Genomic DNA, 17,882 nt, shown 5'->3' with positions numbered 1-17,882 from the left:
ATAAAATCCCGCAGCAAACGTCGACCAGCCCTACTCTCGTTCGGCAGAGCATGGCGCGGCGGCGCATGTGGAGCAAGCGCCTGGGGAACACAATCGACATCCCGCGGCACATTTCCTTAGGGAAGGCGGCCTACGCCGGCATGCCGCTACCTCGACAGGGCACGGGCGCAACTGTGTTCTATCTTTGTTCAGATTTCGTCACTAGGCTCGGGTGGCCTTTCGAATCATGGGAGGCGCTCCTCCCGTCCGCATGAGGTCCGGCTATGAACGTCCACGCAGCCGCCGTCAAAACCGCCGAACCGGTGGACTATCTCGCCAAGCTCAACGAGGGCCAGCGCCGCGCGGTCGAATTCGGCAATGGCAGGGTGGCCGGCCCGCTCCTGATCATCGCCGGTGCAGGCTCGGGCAAGACCAACACCCTCGCCCATCGCGTCGCCCATCTGATCGCCGAGGGCGCCGACCCCCGGCGCATGCTGCTGCTGACCTTCTCGCGGCGGGCCGCCGATGACATGACGCGCCGGGTCGAACGCATCGCCACCAGCGTCCTCGGGGCGAAGGGCTCGACGCTGAGCGAGGGGCTGGCCTGGGCCGGCACCTTTCACGCCATCGGTGCCAGGCTCCTGCGCGAACATGCCTTCCAGATCGGCCTCGATCCCTCCTTTACCATCCACGACCGGGAGGATTCCGCGGATCTGATGAACCTCGTGCGGCATGAGCTCGGCTTTTCGAAGAAGGAGAATCGCTTTCCCACCAAGGGCACGTGCCTCGCCATCTATTCTCGCGTGGTCAACGCGCAGGAGGAGCTGGAGGGCGTGTTGAAGGAAGCCTTTCCCTGGTGCCTCGATTGCGCGGCGGATCTGCGTGTGCTGTTCGCTGCCTATGTCGAGGCCAAGCTCCAGAACAATGTGCTCGACTATGACGACCTGTTGCTCTGGTGGTCCCACATGGTGGCCGAGCCGATGATCGCCGCGGATATTTCGTCGCGCTTCGACCATATCCTGGTGGACGAATACCAGGACACCAACCGCCTGCAATCCTCCATCCTGCTGGCGCTCAAGCCCGATGGCTCCGGCCTGACGGTGGTGGGGGACGACGCCCAGTCGATCTATTCCTTCCGGGCCGCCACCGTGCGCAACATCCTGGACTTTCCGGAGCAGTTTTCGCCGCGGGCTGAGATCGTCACGCTCGATCGCAACTACCGCTCGACCCAGCCCATCCTTTCGGCCGCCAATGCGGTGATCGACCTCGCCAGCGAGCGCTTCACCAAGAATTTGTGGACCGACCGCGAATCCGCCGAAAAGCCGCAACTGGTGACGGTCAGGGACGAGACGGCGCAGGCCGATTTCGTCGCCACCCGCATTCTCGAGAACCGCGAGGAGGGCATGACGCTGAAGCAGCAGGCCGTGCTGTTCCGCACGTCGCATCACTCGGGACCGCTCGAGGTGGAACTCGTGCGGCGCAACATCCCCTTCGTCAAGTTTGGCGGGCTCAAATTCCTCGATGCCGCCCACGTCAAGGACATGCTCGCCGTGCTCCGCTGGGCACAGAACCCGCGTGACCGCGTTGCCGGCTTTCGCGTACTCCAATTGCTGCCGGGCGTGGGGCCGAGCGGCGCAGCCCGCGTCCTCGATGCGGCCGATGCCGACGACATCGCGGCCTTGCCGGCCCCTCCCCGCGCGGGCGAGGACTGGCCGTCCTTCGTGGCGATGGTCCAGTCCCTGCGTGCCGGCCGAAGCGATTGGCCGGGTGAGATGGAAGCCGTGCGCCGCTGGTACGAGCCTCATCTCGACCGCATGCACGAAGATGCGCTCGTGAGGCGTGCCGACCTCCTTCAACTCGAACAGATCGCCGCCGGCTATGCCTCGCGCGAGCGCTTCCTGACGGAACTGACACTCGATCCCCCAAGCGCCACCAGTGACGAGGCAGGCCCCCCCTCGCGCGACGAGGATTACCTCATTCTCTCCACCATACATTCCGCCAAGGGTCAGGAGTGGAAATCCGTCTTCGTGCTCAACACCGTCGATGGCTGCCTGCCGGCCGACATCGCCGCCGGTTCGAAGAACGAGCTCGAGGAGGAGCGCCGCCTGCTCTATGTCGCCATGACGAGGGCGCGGGACAGCCTGCATCTCATCACGCCACAGCGCTTCTTCACCCACGGCCAGCATGCGCAGGGCGACCGGCACGTCTATGCCGGCCGTACTCGCTTCATTCCACCCACGATTCTCCAGCATTTCGAGCAGGTCATGTGGCCGAAGGCCGCCGCAGGTGCGTCGCGGACGAATTCCATCCACAAGCCGGTGGACCTTCGCGACCGGATGCGCGGCATGTGGCGTTGAGGCAAGGCGGCGGCCGTGGCATGGTCCGGCCATCATGTGTGGACGCATCATGCAACAGGGCCCGGATCTGCCGGGCCTCCATTCGGAGCTCGGCGCCACCTCGGAGGAGATCGTCCGGGCATGGGAGGCTCACAACAATGGAGCGCCCGCGCAATCGTTCTGGGTCGTCAGGAGGGAGCCGCGGACCGGGCGCCGCGTGCACGACCTCCTGCAGTGGGGCCTCGTCCCCAATTGGGTGAAGGACCCCGGCAACTGGCCCAAACCCATCAACGCCCGCTGTGAAGGCATCCAGTCGAGGCCATCTTTCCGTGACGCCTATCGCTCCCGGCGCTGCCTCGTGCCCATCGACCTTTTCTTCGAATGGATGCGCGTCAAGGATGACGGCGGCAAGGCGCTGAAAGGTCCGAAGCAACCTTACGCCATCGCCATGAAGAATCGCCTGCCCTATGCGGTGGCCGGTGTGTGGGAGAGTTGGACGGACAGGGAGACCGGGGTGATCACGCGCAGTTTCGCCATCGTGACATGCGAGGCCAATGAGCTGGTGGCTCGGATCCACGATCGCATGCCCGTGATCGTCGCGCCGGATAACTTCGCCCGCTGGCTCGACAACATCGAGCCCGACCCCTTCGACGTGATGGTGCCCTATCCGCCGGACGAGATGGAAATGTGGCCGATCTCCACCCGGGTGAATAACGTTGCCAACAATGACGCCGGGATCGCCGTGCCCGTTTAGGGAAACAGGCGTCATCCGGCCGGACAAAGGAGCACCCAATGCCCTCGCTTCCCTCTTCCATGATCGCGATCGCCATCAGCACGCCGGGTGGACCGGAAGTTCTGGTCCCCGAGCAGCGTCCCCTTCCCCGCTTCGGCGACACCGAAATCCTGATCAAGGTCGCGGCGGCGGGCGTCAATCGTCCGGACGTCTTCCAGCGCGCCGGCGCCTATCCCCCGCCAAAGGGCGCTTCGGACCTGCCCGGACTGGAAGTGGCGGGAGAGGTCGCCGCGATCGGAGCCGCGGTGACGCGCTGGAAGGTGGGCGACAAGGTCTGCGCCCTCACGCCTGGCGGCGGCTATGCGCAGTATGTGCGCACCGACGCCACCCACACGCTGCCGATTCCCGAAGGACTCGATGCGATCCATGCCGCGGCGCTGCCTGAAACCTTCTTCACCGTCTGGCACAACGTGTTCCAGCGCGGCGGCCTCCGATCGGGCGAGACTCTGCTCGTCCATGGTGGCTCATCGGGAATTGGCACCACGGCGATCATGCTGGGCAAGGCTTTCGGCGCAACCGTGATCGTTACCGCCGGCTCGCGTGAGAAATGCGAGGCTTGCCTCAAGTTGGGAGCCGATGCCGCCATCGACTACAAGGCCGGCGACTGGACTTCCGGCGTCAGGGAAGCAACGGGAGGGCACGGGCCGAATGTCATTCTCGACATGGTCGGCGGCCCCTACATCACCCGGAACTACGACGTCGCGGCGATAGATGGGCGCATCGTGAGCATCGCCTTCCTGGAGGGATCGAAGGTCGAGATCGACTTCACGCGCCTTATGACCAAGCGGCTTACCCATACGGGCTCCACGCTGCGGCCCCAGACGGTGGAAGCAAAGGCCGCGATCGCACGCGACCTGGAAGAAAAGGTCTGGCCCCTGCTCACCTCCGGTCACTGCCGGCCGCTGATCCACGACACCTTCCCGCTGGCGAAGGCCTCGCAGGCCCACGCCCTCATGGAGACGAGCAGCCATATCGGCAAGATCGTCCTGACGGTGTGAGGGCCCGGCCTTCAGGCCGCCACCTTCTCGTTGTCGTAGCCGGCATTGGCAATGGCCTGGCGCAGGAGCGCCTCGTCGGCTCCGCTCTCTACGGTTACGACGTGAGCCGAGAGATCGGCATCGATCGTGGCCTCGGGATCGACGGACTTCACCGCGCCGTCGATCGTCTTGATGCAATGGCCGCAGCTCATGTCGGGAATTTTCAGGGTGATCATCGAAACTCTCCTTGAGATGGTGGACTTCTAAGGCTTCCCATCATTGGAAGGTCAAGCTCTCCGGTGCGATAGTCGGCGGAGAATGGCCAAGAAATCGGTGGAGCTCGGCTTCCGCGCTGCCCGACCAGCCTGAGCAGCCCAGGAAACCGTGCCGCTCTCCCTTGTCGCGACGGTTGGCCGGTTCCTTCGAGATTGGCCGGAGCCAGGCTCCACGCAGATTGAGAGGGTCGCCACAGCCGTTCCGCGCCGGCCTGCCGAAGCGCCGGCATACGCCAACGACATACCCCTTGACCTTCCCATCATGGGAAGGATTACCTACATGAGCAACACCCGGAAAGGGATTGCCATGTCTTCCACCTATGAAATCGCCATCGACGGCATGACCTGCGCCTCCTGCGTGCGCAGGGTCGAGAAGGCCATTGCCGGTGCGCCAGGCGTCGCGAAGGCCTCCGTCAACCTGGCGACCGAGCGCGCACAGGTCGATTTCAACAACACGCCCGATTTGCCCCCCGTTCTCGCCGCCATTGCCAAGGCCGGCTACGAGGCTCACCTCGTCGAGACCGAAGAGCGCGCCGATGATCCCGAGCGCGGGGCTCGCGCGGCGGAGTTCTCGGCCCTGCGCCGCGACCTCGTCCTCGCCGCAACCCTCACCCTTCCCGTCTTCCTGGTGGAAATGGGCTCGCACCTCGTACCTGCCTTCCACCATCAGGTAACGATGACGTTCGGCAAGTGGAACTGGTACGCCCAATTCGTTCTCATCAGTCTCGTCCTGTTCGGGCCGGGCAGACGCTTCCTTCGCAATGGAGTTCCCGCCCTGCTGCGCGGTGCGCCCGACATGAACGCCCTCGTGGCCCTTGGCGCGGGCGCGGCCTGGCTCTTCTCGGTGGTCGCGACCTTCCTTCCCGATCTTCTGCCCGCCGGCGCCGCCAACGTCTACTACGAAGCCGCCGGCGTGATCATCACGCTGATCCTGCTCGGTCGCTATCTCGAGGCACGCGCCAAGGGTGAAACCAGCGAAGCCATCCGCAAGCTCGCCGGCCTGCAGGCCCGGACCGCGCTGCGCCTGCGTGAAGGCCTGGAAGCCGAAGTGCTTCTCTCCGACCTGAAGGCCGGCGACGTCATCCGGGTGCGTCCGGGCGAGAAGATCGCCGTCGACGGCGAAGTCATCGAAGGCTCCTCCTTCGTGGACGAAGCGATGATCTCAGGCGAACCCGCTCCCGTCGCCAAGACTGTCGGGTCTGATGTCATCGGCGGCACCATCAACAAGACCGGCAGTCTGACCTTTCGTGCCACCAAGGTCGGTTCACGCACGCTCCTGGCGCAGATCATCCGCATGGTCGAGGCCGCCCAGGGCGCAAAGCTGCCCGTCCAGGCCCTGGTCGACAGCATTACCGCCTGGTTCGTGCCGGCCGTCATCGCGGCAGCATCATTGACCTTCATCGCCTGGCTGCTACTCGGCCCCAGCCCTGCCCTGAGCTTCGCCCTCGTCAACGCCGTTGCCGTGCTCATCATCGCTTGTCCCTGCGCCATGGGCCTGGCAACGCCGACCTCGATCATGGTCGGCACGGGCCGTGCTGCGGAACTCGGCGTGCTGTTCCGTCGCGGGGATGCCCTCCAGAGCCTGCGCGATGTCGGCATCGTGGCGTTCGACAAGACGGGAACGCTCACGGCCGGCGCCCCGGCAGTGACGGATTTCGATATGGTTCCGGGGTTCGACAGGAACGAGGTGCTCACGCTCGTCGCGGCTGTCGAGGCGCGCTCGGAACATCCCGTCGCGACCGCCATCGTCAGGGCGGCGAAGGAGAGCGGCCTCCCCCTGCCCGCCGCCACCAGTTTCGAGGCAGCGCCCGGCCGCGGCGTCGCGGCCGACGTGGAAGGACGGCATGTCGTCGTAGGGTCACAACGCTGGATGACCGAACTCGGTATCGACAGCATGCCGCTTGCAGCAGACGCAGCCACCCTCGGCGCGGCAGCGCGTACGCCCCTTCTCGCCGCTATCGACGGCCGGATCGCAGCCTTGATCGGCATCGCCGATCCCATCAAGCCCACGGCCAAGGCGACCGTCAGCGCACTCAAGGCTTCCGGTCTGGCCATCGCGATGATCACCGGCGACAATCGCCGGACGGCCGAGGCAATCGCGCGGACCTTGGAAATCGATCTCGTCGAGGCGGAGATACTGCCGGACGGCAAGGCGGAAGCCGTGAAGCGTCTCTCTGCGGGCGGCCGCAAGGTGGCCTTCGTCGGAGACGGCATCAACGATGCCCCGGCCCTCGCCTGCGCGGACGCCGGCATCGCCATCGGTACCGGCACCGACATCGCCATCGAGAGTGCCGACGTCGTGCTGATGTCGGGCGATCCCCTCGGCGTCGTGAAGGCTATTGGACTGTCCAGGGCCACCATGCGCAATATCGGACAGAACCTGTTCTGGGCTTTCGCCTACAATGTGGCGCTGATCCCGGTAGCCGCCGGCATTCTCTATCCGCTCAACGGCACCTTGCTCTCGCCCATGCTGGCGGCAGGAGCCATGGCGCTTTCCAGTGTCTTCGTCGTCACCAATGCTCTTAGGTTGCGACGCTTCCGGCCTGCCGCGGCCTGAAAGGAGATCACCATGAACATCGGCGAAGCAGCCACGGCATCCGGCGTCTCGGCCAAGATGATCCGCTACTATGAATCGATCGGCCTCGTGACGAATGTCGCGCGCACGCAGGCCGGCTATCGTGTCTATAGCGAGACCGATATCCACGCCCTGCGCTTCATCCGGCGCGCCCGGGATCTCGGCTTTTCCGTGGAGCAGATGGAAACTCTGCTGGCCTTGTGGAGCGACCGCAGCCGGGCCAGTGCCGACGTGAAGCGCCTGGCCCTCGCCCATATCACCGAACTGGAGCGCAAGATGCGGGAAATCGAGGGCATGGCGAAGACGCTGCGCCATCTCGTGCATCACTGCCACGGTGACGGCCGTCCCGATTGTCCGATCCTGGAAGACCTGTCCCAGGGACTGGAGGCCGCGTCGCCCAAGCCTGCGAAAACACGCAGGGCCGGATGAAGGTGGCCTCGATTCCGCTTGGCAATTCGCCGCGTCAGGCCAAACCTGCTCCAATGCCTATTCGACCGATTCTCCGTTTCCCGGACCCTCGCCTGCGTCTTGCCGCTGAACCCGTCACCCAATTCGGGGCACCGCTGGAGGCCCTCGCCGCAGACCTTCTCGACACCATGCGCGCCGCGCCCGGTATCGGGATCACGGCCCCGCATCTGGGGATCCTCGCGCGGCTGACTGTGCTGGATCTGCCGGGGGAAGGGCAGGTCAGGCTTTACGCCAACCCGCGTGTCGTTTGGTTCTCCGATGAAACGCAGGACCATGTCGAAGGCAGCGTCTCCATGCCTGGCGTGACGGAGACCCTCACTCGCCCGGCACGGGTACGTGTCACCTACCAGGACAAGGACGGCGACGTGCAGGTCGAGGAGGCCGGCGGGCTGCTCGCCGTCTGCCTCCAGCACGAGATCGACCAGTTGGAGGGCATTTTCTGGGTCCAGCGCCTCTCCCGCCTCAAGCGGGAACGCGCGATCAGGCGCTTCGAAAAGCAGAGCGCTGCACGTTAAAGTTGCGTAACCTCTCCTTGCGTCAAAGATTTCGCCCCGAATGTCGGCTAGCCTCCCGCACGTTCGTCCTTCGGAAGACTGAAACAGGAGGAAGCGATATGGCCTATGTCGACGGTTTCGTGGTTGCGGTCCCCAGGCAGAACCTGAAAGCTTACGAGGATATGGCGCGCCTGGCCGGCAAGGTCTGGAAGGAGCACGGCGCGCTGACCTATGTCGAATGCGTCGGCGACGACGTCCCCTTCGGCGAACTCACCTCTTTCCCGCGCTCCGTCCAGGCGAAAGACGACGAGGTGGTGGTGTTCTCCTGGATCACCTATTCCTCGCGCGAGGCTCGCGACGCGATCAATGCCAAGGTGATGGCCGATCCAAGGCTCAAGGACAGCATGACCAATACGCCCTTCGACGGCAAGCGGATGATCTATGGCGGCTTCACGACCTTGATGGAAATGTAGGCGTACTCGCTTCCAGGTCTTCTCCGCGAGGCTGGGAATGCCTGGAGCCGGCAGCTTCTACGCCTCAGCCCTTCAGGGCGCCCGCGTAGATGTCTGGCTTGAAGCCCACCAGCAGCCTGCCGTCGCCCAGATCCAGCACAGGACGCTTGATCATCGAGGGTTGCGCCGCCATCAGCGCGATGGCCTTGGCCTCGTCGAGTCCTTGCTTGTCGGCGTCAGGAAGCGCCCTGAAAGTGGTGCCCGCCTTGTTGAGCAGCACCTCCCAGCCCACCCTCGCGCTCCACGCCAGCAAGTGATCGCGGTCGATGCCCTCTGCCTTGTAGTCGTGGAAGGCGTAGCCGACACCGTGGTCTCCCAGCCAGGTCCGGGCCTTCTTCATGGTGTCGCAATTCTTGATGCCGTAGATGGTGATCGTCATCGTTCAATCCTGCCGTCGGTGCGAATCCCGCACTTGCTCACCCACGCTTTTCCGTCGCGAAGAACAGCAAGGCAAGCACCGGCAGGCTGAAGCCGATCCAGGAAGCTGCATTCCAGCCGCCCTGAGCGAAGGCCCAGCCGCCCAGCGCGGAACCGATGGCGCCTCCGCAGAAGAATGTGGCCATGTAGAGCCCATTGAGACGGCTGCGGTATTCGTCGCCGAGGGCGTAGATCAGGCGCTGCCCGAGCACCAGATTGGCAGAGACGCCGAAGTCCAGGACGATGGCCGCGGTGATCAGCAGGCCGAGCGACAGGGTGGAGCCGGGCTCGGCGAGATGGGTGAGCAGGAAGGCGACCGCACCCAGCGACATGGCGATGGCGGAAGCCGGCCGGCTCCAGCCGTGGTCGGCGATGCGCCCGGCGATCGGCGCGGCCACGGCGCCCGCCGCGCCCGCCAGCGCGACCAGGGCTATGCCGGACTGGCTCATGCCGAAGGCCGGACTCGCGAGCCAGAGCGGCGATGTCGTCCAGAAAAGGCTGAAGGCGCCGAACATGCCGGCCTGGTAGAGGGCACGGCGTCGCAGGATCGGCGTGGTGCGCACCAGCATCGCCATGGAGGCGATGAGGCCGCCATAGCTTGGCCCTGGCGGAGGCTGGCGCCGGGGCAAGGCGCGCAGCAGTACGAGGCCGAGCGCCACCATCATCGCGATGGAGAGGATGAAGACCACGTGCCAGGAGGAGAAATCCGTGATCAGGCTGGACACCGGCCGCGCCAGCATGATGCCGACCATGAGCCCGCTCATCACGTTGCCGACCACCCGCCCGCGCTGCTCTGCAGGCGCGAGGTAGGCTGCGAAGGGCACGATGATCTGGATGGCGACGGAGCCGATGCCGATGAACAACGCTGAAGCGAGAAATTGTGCATCGTTGCGGGCGAGTAGCGCACCGATCAACGCCAGCACGGCGATGGACAGCACGCTGACGATGAGCTTGCGGTTCTCGATGAGATCGCCGAGCGGCACGAGGAAGAGGAGGCCCGTGCCGTAGCCGACCTGCGTCATCGTCACGATCAGCCCGGCGGCACCCGGCGACATGCCGAGGTCATGGCTGATCAGGCCGATCAGCGGCTGCGCATAATAGAGATTGGCTGCAATCATGCCGCAGGCCACCGCCATCAGCAGCGTAACCCAGCCGGGCGTATCGGGAGCGGCGGCGGCGCCGGACGAGGCAATGTCGGACATGAAAACCTTGGGGAAATGAGAGACGCGGGGCTGCGTCCCCACCTTGAAAAGTGTTGGGGGATGTTGTGTCACGGGAAGCGGCGGCTTGGCCAGTCACTTGTTCGCATGACGGTCCTGCGGCGGCCTGCCGATCCGGCTGTCTCAAACCGCTCCCTGCCCTTCCTTGTCCGGCACAAGCATGAGTGTGCGACCATCCGGTTCCCTGGATAGGCCGACGCTCATCCCAGCATGCTCGCAAAGCGAGGCAACGCTTCCCCAATGCAAAATCACACCGGCGGTTAGCGGCTGTATCCCTGGAAAGCGAAGGTGCGGACAGGAAATCCAAGGGCCGCCGGAACCCTTGTTCCAAGGGTTCCCTTCCCCCTGCCCCTCTCGCTTCGCCCCGAGAAGCTCGGCCGGGAGCGGCGGTCCTGGTGACGGATCCTGCCGCCGTAGGCTCTAGATCCTGATCCGTGCCCCCGTGTCGGGATCGAACAGGCGCAGGTCGCCCGGCGCAAGCCTCAGCTTCACCATCTCGCCAGCGCTCATCTGCGGCCGGTCGGTGGTGAAGAGCTTCAGGTCCTGTCCCCCAATCTGAAGATGAGCAACCGTGCCCAGCCCCGTCGGCTCGACGAGGTCGACCCGGGCCGGGACGCTGCCCTCCGCCGAGAGCTGCACGCGCTCGGGGCGGATGCCGACCACAACTTTCGGCGGCAGGCCGCGGCCCGGGATGGTGGCGACCTCGGTGTCGCCCACCTTCACGATCTGGCCATCTGAACCGGAGACCGGCGCGGCATCGGCATTCAGGAAGTTCATGGCGGGCGAGCCGATGAAGCCGGCCACGAACATGTTGGCCGGATCGTCATAGAGTTCCAGCGGCGCGCCCACCTGCTGGATCACGCCGCCATGCATCGCGACGATACGGTCTGCCATCGTCATCGCCTCGATCTGGTCGTGCGTGACGTAGACCGAGGTGGCGTTGAGATCGCGATGGAGCTTGCGGATCTCGAAGCGCATCTGTTCGCGCAGGCGGGCATCGAGATTGGAGAGCGGTTCGTCGAACAGGAAGGCCTTGGGGTTGCGCACGATGGCGCGGCCCATCGCGACGCGCTGGCGTTGGCCGCCGGAGAGCTGCCGTGGCTTGCGCTCCTGCAGCGCGTCGAGGCCCAGCTTGGTGCCGGCCTTGTTGACGGCGCCGGCGATGAAATCCGCCGTTTTCTTCCGCAGCTTCAGAGCGTAGCTCATGTTGTCGCGCACGCTCATATGCGGGTACAGCGCGTAGGACTGGAACACCATGGCGATGTCGCGGTCCTTGGGTGGAAGGTCGTTGACGGTGGTGCCGTCAATGAGGATCTGGCCCTGGGAGGTGTCTTCAAGGCCGGCGATCAGGCGCAGCAGCGTGGACTTGCCGCAGCCCGAGGGTCCGACCAGCACCACGAATTCGCCCGAGCGGATCGAGAGATCGATGCCCTTGAGGATAGGCACGGCGCCATAGTTCTTGCGAACGTCGCGGATGTCGATATTGGCCATCGCGTTTCCTTTCAGCCCTTCACGGCGCCGGCCGTGAGTCCCTGGACCAGATAGCGCTGGATCAGGAAGAAGAAGATACAGACGGGGATGAGCGCCAGCACGCCGGCGGCCATCATCTGCCCGAAGTCGACCGCGAATTTCGAGACGAAGTTCAGGAGGCCGACGGGGAAGGTGATGACGTTGTCCTTGGTGTTGAGCATCAGGGCGAAGAGCAGTTCGCTCCACGCCGCCGTGAACACGAAGCCGAGCGTCGCCGCGATGCCGGGCATGGTGAGCGGCAGGATGATCTGGCGCACGGCGCCGAAGCGCGTCGCGCCGTCGATCATGGCCGCCTCCTCCAGGTCCTTCGGGATGCCGTCGAAGAAGGATTGCATCAGGAAGGCGGCGAAGGGCACGTTGTAGGTCGTGTAGATGATGATCAGGCCGGTAAGGCTGTTGTTGAGCCCGAGCGGCTGGAACAGCTTGAAGATCGGGGCGATGATCATCACCAGCGGGAACATCTGCGTGACCAGCATCAGGCCTACGAGCCAGAACTTGCCGCGATAGACGAAGCGCGAGAAGCTATATCCCGCGCCCGCTGCCACGAGCGTGGTGAACAGCGCCGTGCAGGTGGAGATGATCATGCTGTTGCGGAAGTAGAGCGGGAAGTCGGTAGCCTTGATCACCGAAACGTAGTGATCGAAGCTGAAGCGCGAAGGCCAGAGCTTCACGCCCTCCGTGTAGAGCAGGTCGTTGGGCGTGACGGAGACCTTGAACACCCAGTAGAGTGGGAAGAGCGCGAAGACGAGGAAGGCCGCGATCAGGATGTAATGGAAGGTCCAGTAGATGGAGCGGCGGGTGGAGCGGCGCATCGTCATGCCCTCCTGATCAGCATCTGGCGCAGCACGATCAGGGTGGCTGCGTAGAAGAGGAGCAGGACCAGCAGCACCAGCGATATGGCGGACGCGTAGCCGAAGTCGAGGCGCATATAGGCCTGCGTGTAGATGTAGCTGGCGATGATCTGGGTCGAGTCGGCCGGACCGCCGCGTGTCATGACCACGATCAGGTCGGCGGAATTGGCAATCCAGACCGCGCGTAACAGCACGGTGATGGCGATGGTGGGCGCCAGGAACGGTACGGTGATGGACCAGAATCGCTTGATCGGGCCCGCTCCGTCGATTTCGGCAGCCTCATAAATGTCCTGGGGTATGGACTGGAGCGCGGCGAGAAGCGTGATGGCGAAAAAGGGAAAGCCCCACCAGACATTGGCGACGATCGGTCCCCAGATGGCGTGATCGGGACTGGAAAGGATATTGTCGGGCGTCGACATCAGGCCGAGGCCAGACAGCCAGTGCGGCACCGGGCCTACGATGGGATTGAACATCCAGGCCCAGTTGAGGCCCGAGAGGAAGCTCGGCACCGCCCAGGGCAGGAAGACCAGCGCCTGCACGAGGCCGCGTCCCGGGAAGGGCCGGTTCAGCAGCAGCGCCAGGATGAGGCCGAGGACGAATTGAAGGATGACCGAGATCGCCGTCCACAGGACGGTGTTCTTCAGGGCGTTCCAGAAATTGGCGTCGGCCCACATATCCTTGAAATGTTCGAGCCCGACATACCCGCCGCCGAACGGCTTCAGGAGCTGTATGTCCCTGAAGGCATAGGACATGCCGATGGCGAGCGGCACGAGCATGATCGCGGCGATCAGGATGACCGAGGGTGCGGCGTAGAGCCAGGGTTCGAGTGCCAGCCAGAGCCCGCGACTGCGTCGCCGGGTCTGGATGGTCGTATCTGCCAGTGCCATTCCGTTTCCGATCGAGAATGGGTGGATTGAGGGCATGAAGCCCAATGCAGGGGGGAGCAACGACACGTCACCCCGAACCCTCCCGTTGATGGAGAGGGTTCGGCGTCCGATCTTCGCGTGTCTTGCTCCTGAAGTTGCTTCCGCGAAGGTTACTTCTTGTTCGCGAGGTACTTCTGCTGCGCCTTGGTGAGATAGTCAGCCCACTGGCCGGCAAGCTGCTCCGGCGTGAGTTGGCCAAGCAGGGCCTGCTGCGTCGTCTTCACGGCGATCGAATCGGCGAAGAACGCGAACTCCTCCAGATAGGTCGGCATCACGAGCGGCACGACGCTGGGGTCGCTCAGTTCAGCGAACCAGCCCTTGAACTTGGGATCGGCGTAGAAGGGATCGTTCGCTGCCGCCTTGTAGATCGGAAGGGCGCCGGTCTTCTTGTTCCAGACGAGATTGCCATCCGGTCCATCGAGAGCGGCGATCAGCTTCCAGGCGAGATCCTTGTTCTCCGAATTGGCGAACATCGACCAGGAGGCATAGCCGATGGTCGGAAAGGTCTTGCCGGCCGGTCCCTTCGGCATCGGCGCGACGTCATAGTCGTCCTTGCCCATCTTGTCGGCCACGGCGATCAGGGCATCGGGATCCTGGTCGAGCATGGCGCAGGTACCGGAATAGAAGCCCGTGACGATCTCGTTGAAGCCCCAGTTCACGCTGTCCTTGGGTGCATAGCCGTTCTTGTAGATGTCGGTCAGTACGGCGACGCCCTTCACCCAGCCTGGATCGGCCATCGTGGAGGTGCCGTCCGCCTTGAAGAAGGTGCCGTCGCCAGCCATGTTGGCGCCCATCATCATCCAGCCATTGAGGCCGCCCGGACCGCCGCGGAGGCAGTAGCCGTACTTGCCGGGAATGGTGGAGATCTTCTTGGCGTCCTCGACGAACTCATCCATCGTCTTGGGCGGGCCATCGATGCCGGCCTGGGCGAACAGCTTCTTGTTGTAGAACATGGCGCGCAGGTAGAAGCCATAAGGCAGCGCATAGGCCGTGTTGTTCACGTAGCGGCCCATCTCCAGGGCCCGGTCGTTGAGCTCCTTGGTGTGCTCCCACTTGGCCAGATAGGGCTCGAGGTTCTCGAGCATGCCGTTGTTGGCATAGAGCGCCTGCCAGCGGTCGGGCATTTCAACCACATCGGGCGTATCGCCTGCCGAGACCATCGTGGCGAACTTCTCGAAGGCCTGGCCCCAGGGCAGCGAGGTGATTTCTACCTTCACGCCGGGGTTCTCGTCCTCGAACTTCTTGACGATCTGCTTGAGCGTTTCCGTCCTTTCGGGACTGGTGATGACCTCGGTCAGCTTGAGCGTGGTATCCGCCCAGGCCGGCATCGATATGGCAAGCGAGGCCGTCGCGGCCAGCAGCAGTTTTCTAAACATGGAACTCCCCTCTTTGTTTTTGCAGTTCAGTTCTAGAAACGTCAGAAACCATGGTGAAGACGCAGAAACTCTCCGTCGATCCTCTGCGGCCCAACCGTCGCAGCCGTCATTCCGTATGGCCGCAGGCCGCTGCGGAAACCATGAGCACCGACCTTGCAAGGCGGTGTGCGTGGGTTTCGGCTCTTCCATCGGAATGGCGCCCCTACCTCAGGATCTCCATCCATTGCGCTCCTATTTCCTCGCGATGGCCAACGCCTGGGTGATGTCGGCCCAAAGAGCGTCCGCTCCTTCCAGGCCGACGTGAAGGCGCACGATCCTTTCGGAGACACCGAAATCGACCGCCGAATTGGGACCGGCATTCTGTGCCTGGGCCACTAGGGCCGGCACGACCAGGCTCTCATGGCCGCCCCAGCTCACGCCAAGCTTGAACAGGCGGAGCGCATCGACGAAGGCCGGAATGTCAACGCTCTCGTCCAGTGCGAAGGAGAACAGGCCGGAAGTACCGCTCAGGCTTGCCGGAAGGGCATTGCCGAGGCCCGGATGTAGCACCGCCGTCACCTCCGGCAGCTCACCAAGACGCCGGGCCACCGTCATGGCGGCGGCTTCGTGCGCCTTCATGCGCGTGGGCAGGGTGCGCAGCCCGCGCAGCAGCAGCCACGCCTCGAAGGGCGCAAGCTTGGCACCGAGATAGGGCGAGATCGTCCGCCGGATGACGTCCGTCAATTCCCTCCGACCTGCCACGACGCCGGCCACCACGTCGGAATGCCCGCTGATATATTTGGAAGCCGAGTGCACGACGAGGTCGACGCCGTTCCGGATCGGCTGCTGGAAGACGGGTGTCGCCCAGGAGTTGTCGATGACGGTGAGGACTCCGTTCGCCTTGGCCAGTTCCGCCATCGCCTGGATGTCGTGGGCCTCCATCATCCAGCTGTTAGGGCTCTCCATGTAGAAAAGCTTAGCGCCCGGCAATGCCCTGGCAACCGCGTCGAGGTCACGGCCATCGACATAGACGGTCTCGACCTTCCAGCGCTTCAGTAGCGTCTCGAACAGGCGATAGGCGTCAGGATAGACATGGCGCACGCAGACGATGCGGTCCCCAGGCTCGACGAAGGCCAACACGGTCGACGAGATGGCTCCCATGCCGCTCGCGAAGCCTATGGCGTCCTCGGTGTATTCGAGTTCGGCGATCTTCTGCTCGAACAGGCGCGTCGTTGGGTTGGTGGTGCGGGAATAGACAGGGCGCGCGCGCTCCCCACGATACGTGGCTGCCATTTCCGCGAAGCTGGGAAAGGTGAAGAGAGAACTTTGCACGATCGGCGGCACCACAGCCTCGAAGGCATGCTCGTCATCATGCGCGACGAGTAGGCTGGCGCGTTCAAAATCGGCAATGGATTCAGTCATTTGGACATGTCCTTGATATCTTCTTCGACGATCTCGAGAATGGAGAGCGTCTTTTGCCGAGCCGTGTCCGGATCGTGGCTGGCAATGGCATTGAAAAGTTCGCGATGGAACGGAAACGAGCGGCGCGCAAAATCAGGCCTGTCGAATGGCTCGTCGAAGAAACTCTCGAACGCCTCGCGTATCTGTTCGAGAAGCTGCCCGAACAGGGGATTGTGGGTTGCGTCATAGATCGCGAGATGGAAGGCGAGGTCTTCCCGCCCCGAGGTGCCTTTCTCCAGATGTACCGCTTCCATCGCGTTGAGCTTGGCCTCGATGACCACGATGTCGTCCGGCGTGGCCCGAAGCGCGGCGAGAGCGCTTGCCTCCCCTTCCAGCCCCCGACGCACGTCGAGAGTCTGCAGGAGGCGATCGCGCAGCAACGTGGCGTCGATCACCAGCGGCACATGTATGGTATCGGCCGACATGCCGCGCAGGAGGTAGGTGCCGCTGCCCTTGCGCGACTCCACCACGCCGAGCGCCTGCAGCTTGCGGATGACTTCGCGCACAGTGGACCGCCCCACCGCAAGCGACTGCATCAGCTGGCGCTCCGTCGGCAGGCGATCGCCCGGCTGGAGGCCCGAACTGGCGATGAACCCGCCTATGGCACGCATCACGTCATCCGCCCGATCGGCGGACGGCAGCGGAGCGAGGCCCTGGAGGGTCGTTGTGCGCACGAGCGAATTCCGAGAATGAAGGGTGGTCAGAATTGGTCTGACATCTGACTATTTTTCGTCTAAGCAAAAGAGTCAAGAGGCCAGAGGAATTTTGCCCACTGGCCGAAGAAGAGAGCGGGAGGCCTTCTCCTTTGGGGCCAGCTGCCTTGACACCACGTGGCACGCCCCCCTGCCGCAGCGGTGTCAGCGCCGGCACTGCCAATGCCTACGCTACCCCAACCGCCAGATGTCTATTGGTCGATGCAAGGGAGTAGCAGTTGGTCCCGCAGATCGGGCAGGATGAGGCAGTGGGCAACACACCGCCGGGTGGCCTCTATGTCCTGATGAGGCATGAAGACCGGCTCGACAGGCGGTTCGACAGGGCCTGGATATTCTACGAGCAGGATTGAATCTCATTCTGCTCGCAAATCGAATTCATATCGCCACACGTCAAGCTCGAAAATGCCCTCCGTAGTCTCCAGTTTGTGCCGTACGACGCCGTCGCGGCGCCAACCGTTGGTCTCATAAAAGCGGGCTGCGCGTTCATTGCCGATGCCACACGCCAGCCAGGCACGCATATGTCCCTTGCGTCGAATGCGGTGGAGCGCATCGGTAACCAGGCGTGCAGCCAAGCCGGTGCCGCGCGCCGGACGACCGACATAGAGCTGGTCAAGTTCATCGTCATTCACGATCGCAAAGCCCATCGGTCTCCCACCTGCCCCAGCCGTGCGCAATTCAGGAAGAACGTGGGGCAGGCGCTGCCTAAAGCTCTCGAACGTACGAAGCCGGACGACTTGATCGGGTATGATCCCGGCATGCGCGTCGTGCCAGCCCTCGAACCATATCCAGGCAAGCATCTCGATCTCATCTGGTGATCCTTCTCTGATGGGCCAATCGTCTCCCTGTCCCACGTCAGATTTCCTTCTCGAGGGATGCGCCAAACACAATCTACATCATCTTTCCCAATGCTCGCATTACACACCAACTCCTCGACGCGTGTCCCTGGCGCAGAGCAAAGACAAGGCTCGTCTTGAAGGCGCTGCGTTTGCCGTGCGCTTCG

The 17,882-nt window shown here is 63.8% G+C and carries 18 protein-coding genes; 8 read left to right on the top strand and 10 right to left on the bottom strand.

Features of this window, described 5'->3' with window-relative positions; genetic code table 11:
- The first annotated feature begins 263 nt into the window (after positions 1–263).
- The 3 genes from AC6H34_RS22820 to AC6H34_RS22810 are packed head-to-tail and all read left to right on the top strand — an operon-like array spanning position 264 to position 4,106.
- Positions 264–2,336: an ATP-dependent helicase gene (locus tag AC6H34_RS22820; protein ID WP_497540320.1), complete on the top strand. Its 2,073-nt coding sequence runs from the start codon at positions 264–266 to the stop codon at positions 2,334–2,336.
- Between the two features lie 34 nt (positions 2,337–2,370).
- Entirely contained in the window at positions 2,371–3,069 is a 699-nt protein-coding gene (locus AC6H34_RS22815; RefSeq protein WP_448147245.1) for an SOS response-associated peptidase, read from the top strand.
- Positions 3,070–3,107: 38 nt separating this feature from the next.
- Positions 3,108–4,106, top strand: a complete 999-nt coding sequence (locus AC6H34_RS22810; protein ID WP_497540319.1) for an NAD(P)H-quinone oxidoreductase — start codon at positions 3,108–3,110, stop codon at positions 4,104–4,106.
- Between the two features lie 11 nt (positions 4,107–4,117).
- Here the strand turns inward: AC6H34_RS22810 and AC6H34_RS22805 are convergent, their stop codons facing one another.
- Complete coding sequence (locus tag AC6H34_RS22805) at positions 4,118–4,321, bottom strand: heavy-metal-associated domain-containing protein (RefSeq protein ID WP_497540318.1); 204 nt, start codon at positions 4,319–4,321, stop codon at positions 4,118–4,120.
- A 217-nt stretch (positions 4,322–4,538) separates the two neighbouring features.
- On the opposite strand from AC6H34_RS22805, the gene AC6H34_RS22800 reads away from it, so the two are divergent.
- The 4 genes from AC6H34_RS22800 to AC6H34_RS22785 all read left to right on the top strand — a co-directional run bounded on the left by AC6H34_RS22800 (position 4,539) and on the right by AC6H34_RS22785 (position 8,370).
- A complete protein-coding gene (locus AC6H34_RS22800; protein ID WP_497541262.1) occupies positions 4,539–6,917 on the top strand; it encodes a heavy metal translocating P-type ATPase in 2,379 nt (792 codons plus the stop codon).
- Positions 6,918–6,929: 12 nt separating this feature from the next.
- Positions 6,930–7,364: a Cu(I)-responsive transcriptional regulator gene (gene cueR, locus AC6H34_RS22795; RefSeq protein ID WP_497540317.1), complete on the top strand. Its 435-nt coding sequence runs from the start codon at positions 6,930–6,932 to the stop codon at positions 7,362–7,364.
- A 53-nt stretch (positions 7,365–7,417) separates the two neighbouring features.
- Complete coding sequence (locus tag AC6H34_RS22790) at positions 7,418–7,918, top strand: peptide deformylase (protein WP_497540316.1); 501 nt, start codon at positions 7,418–7,420, stop codon at positions 7,916–7,918.
- A 98-nt stretch (positions 7,919–8,016) separates the two neighbouring features.
- Positions 8,017–8,370 carry a DUF1428 domain-containing protein gene (locus tag AC6H34_RS22785; RefSeq protein ID WP_448147240.1) on the top strand — a complete coding sequence of 118 codons (354 nt, stop codon included), beginning with the start codon at positions 8,017–8,019 and terminating at the stop codon, positions 8,368–8,370.
- Positions 8,371–8,434: 64 nt separating this feature from the next.
- Here AC6H34_RS22785 and AC6H34_RS22780 read toward each other — a convergent pair whose 3' ends face one another.
- The 8 genes from AC6H34_RS22780 to AC6H34_RS22745 all read right to left on the bottom strand — a co-directional run bounded on the left by AC6H34_RS22780 (position 8,435) and on the right by AC6H34_RS22745 (position 16,780).
- Positions 8,435–8,788, bottom strand: a complete 354-nt coding sequence (locus AC6H34_RS22780) for an ArsC family reductase (protein WP_448147239.1) — start codon at positions 8,786–8,788, stop codon at positions 8,435–8,437.
- Between the two features lie 37 nt (positions 8,789–8,825).
- Positions 8,826–10,028 carry an MFS transporter gene (locus AC6H34_RS22775; RefSeq protein ID WP_497540315.1) on the bottom strand — a complete coding sequence of 401 codons (1,203 nt, stop codon included), beginning with the start codon at positions 10,026–10,028 and terminating at the stop codon, positions 8,826–8,828.
- A gap of 438 nt (positions 10,029–10,466) precedes the next feature.
- Positions 10,467–11,537: an ABC transporter ATP-binding protein gene (locus tag AC6H34_RS22770; protein ID WP_497540314.1), complete on the bottom strand. Its 1,071-nt coding sequence runs from the start codon at positions 11,535–11,537 to the stop codon at positions 10,467–10,469.
- An 11-nt stretch (positions 11,538–11,548) separates the two neighbouring features.
- On the bottom strand, positions 11,549–12,388 hold the full coding sequence (locus AC6H34_RS22765; protein ID WP_497541261.1) for a carbohydrate ABC transporter permease: 840 nt from the start codon (positions 12,386–12,388) through the stop codon (positions 11,549–11,551).
- 2 nt (positions 12,389–12,390) lie between these two features.
- On the bottom strand, positions 12,391–13,314 hold the full coding sequence (locus tag AC6H34_RS22760; RefSeq protein ID WP_497540313.1) for a carbohydrate ABC transporter permease: 924 nt from the start codon (positions 13,312–13,314) through the stop codon (positions 12,391–12,393).
- Positions 13,315–13,463: 149 nt separating this feature from the next.
- The gene (locus tag AC6H34_RS22755; protein ID WP_448147234.1) at positions 13,464–14,729 is read right to left on the bottom strand and encodes an ABC transporter substrate-binding protein; all 1,266 of its coding nucleotides are present in this window, start codon (positions 14,727–14,729) and stop codon (positions 13,464–13,466) included.
- 231 nt (positions 14,730–14,960) lie between these two features.
- Complete coding sequence (locus AC6H34_RS22750; protein WP_497540312.1) at positions 14,961–16,130, bottom strand: PLP-dependent transferase; 1,170 nt, start codon at positions 16,128–16,130, stop codon at positions 14,961–14,963.
- Complete coding sequence (locus tag AC6H34_RS22745) at positions 16,127–16,780, bottom strand: FadR/GntR family transcriptional regulator (RefSeq protein WP_448151270.1); 654 nt, start codon at positions 16,778–16,780, stop codon at positions 16,127–16,129. The genes AC6H34_RS22750 and AC6H34_RS22745 overlap by 4 nt, the downstream gene beginning before the upstream one ends.
- A 320-nt stretch (positions 16,781–17,100) precedes the next feature.
- On the opposite strand from AC6H34_RS22745, the gene AC6H34_RS22740 reads away from it, so the two are divergent.
- Positions 17,101–17,232: a hypothetical protein gene (locus AC6H34_RS22740; RefSeq protein WP_497540311.1), complete on the top strand. Its 132-nt coding sequence runs from the start codon at positions 17,101–17,103 to the stop codon at positions 17,230–17,232.
- Between the two features lie 3 nt (positions 17,233–17,235).
- Here AC6H34_RS22740 and AC6H34_RS22735 read toward each other — a convergent pair whose 3' ends face one another.
- Positions 17,236–17,679, bottom strand: a complete 444-nt coding sequence (locus AC6H34_RS22735) for a GNAT family N-acetyltransferase (RefSeq protein WP_497540310.1) — start codon at positions 17,677–17,679, stop codon at positions 17,236–17,238.
- Between the last annotated feature and the right edge of the window lie 203 nt (positions 17,680–17,882).

Source organism: Labrys sp. ALF-8, from assembly GCF_059699065.1.
The sequence above is the reverse complement of the archived record's forward strand: the minus strand, read 5'-3'. Positions and strand labels throughout refer to the sequence as shown.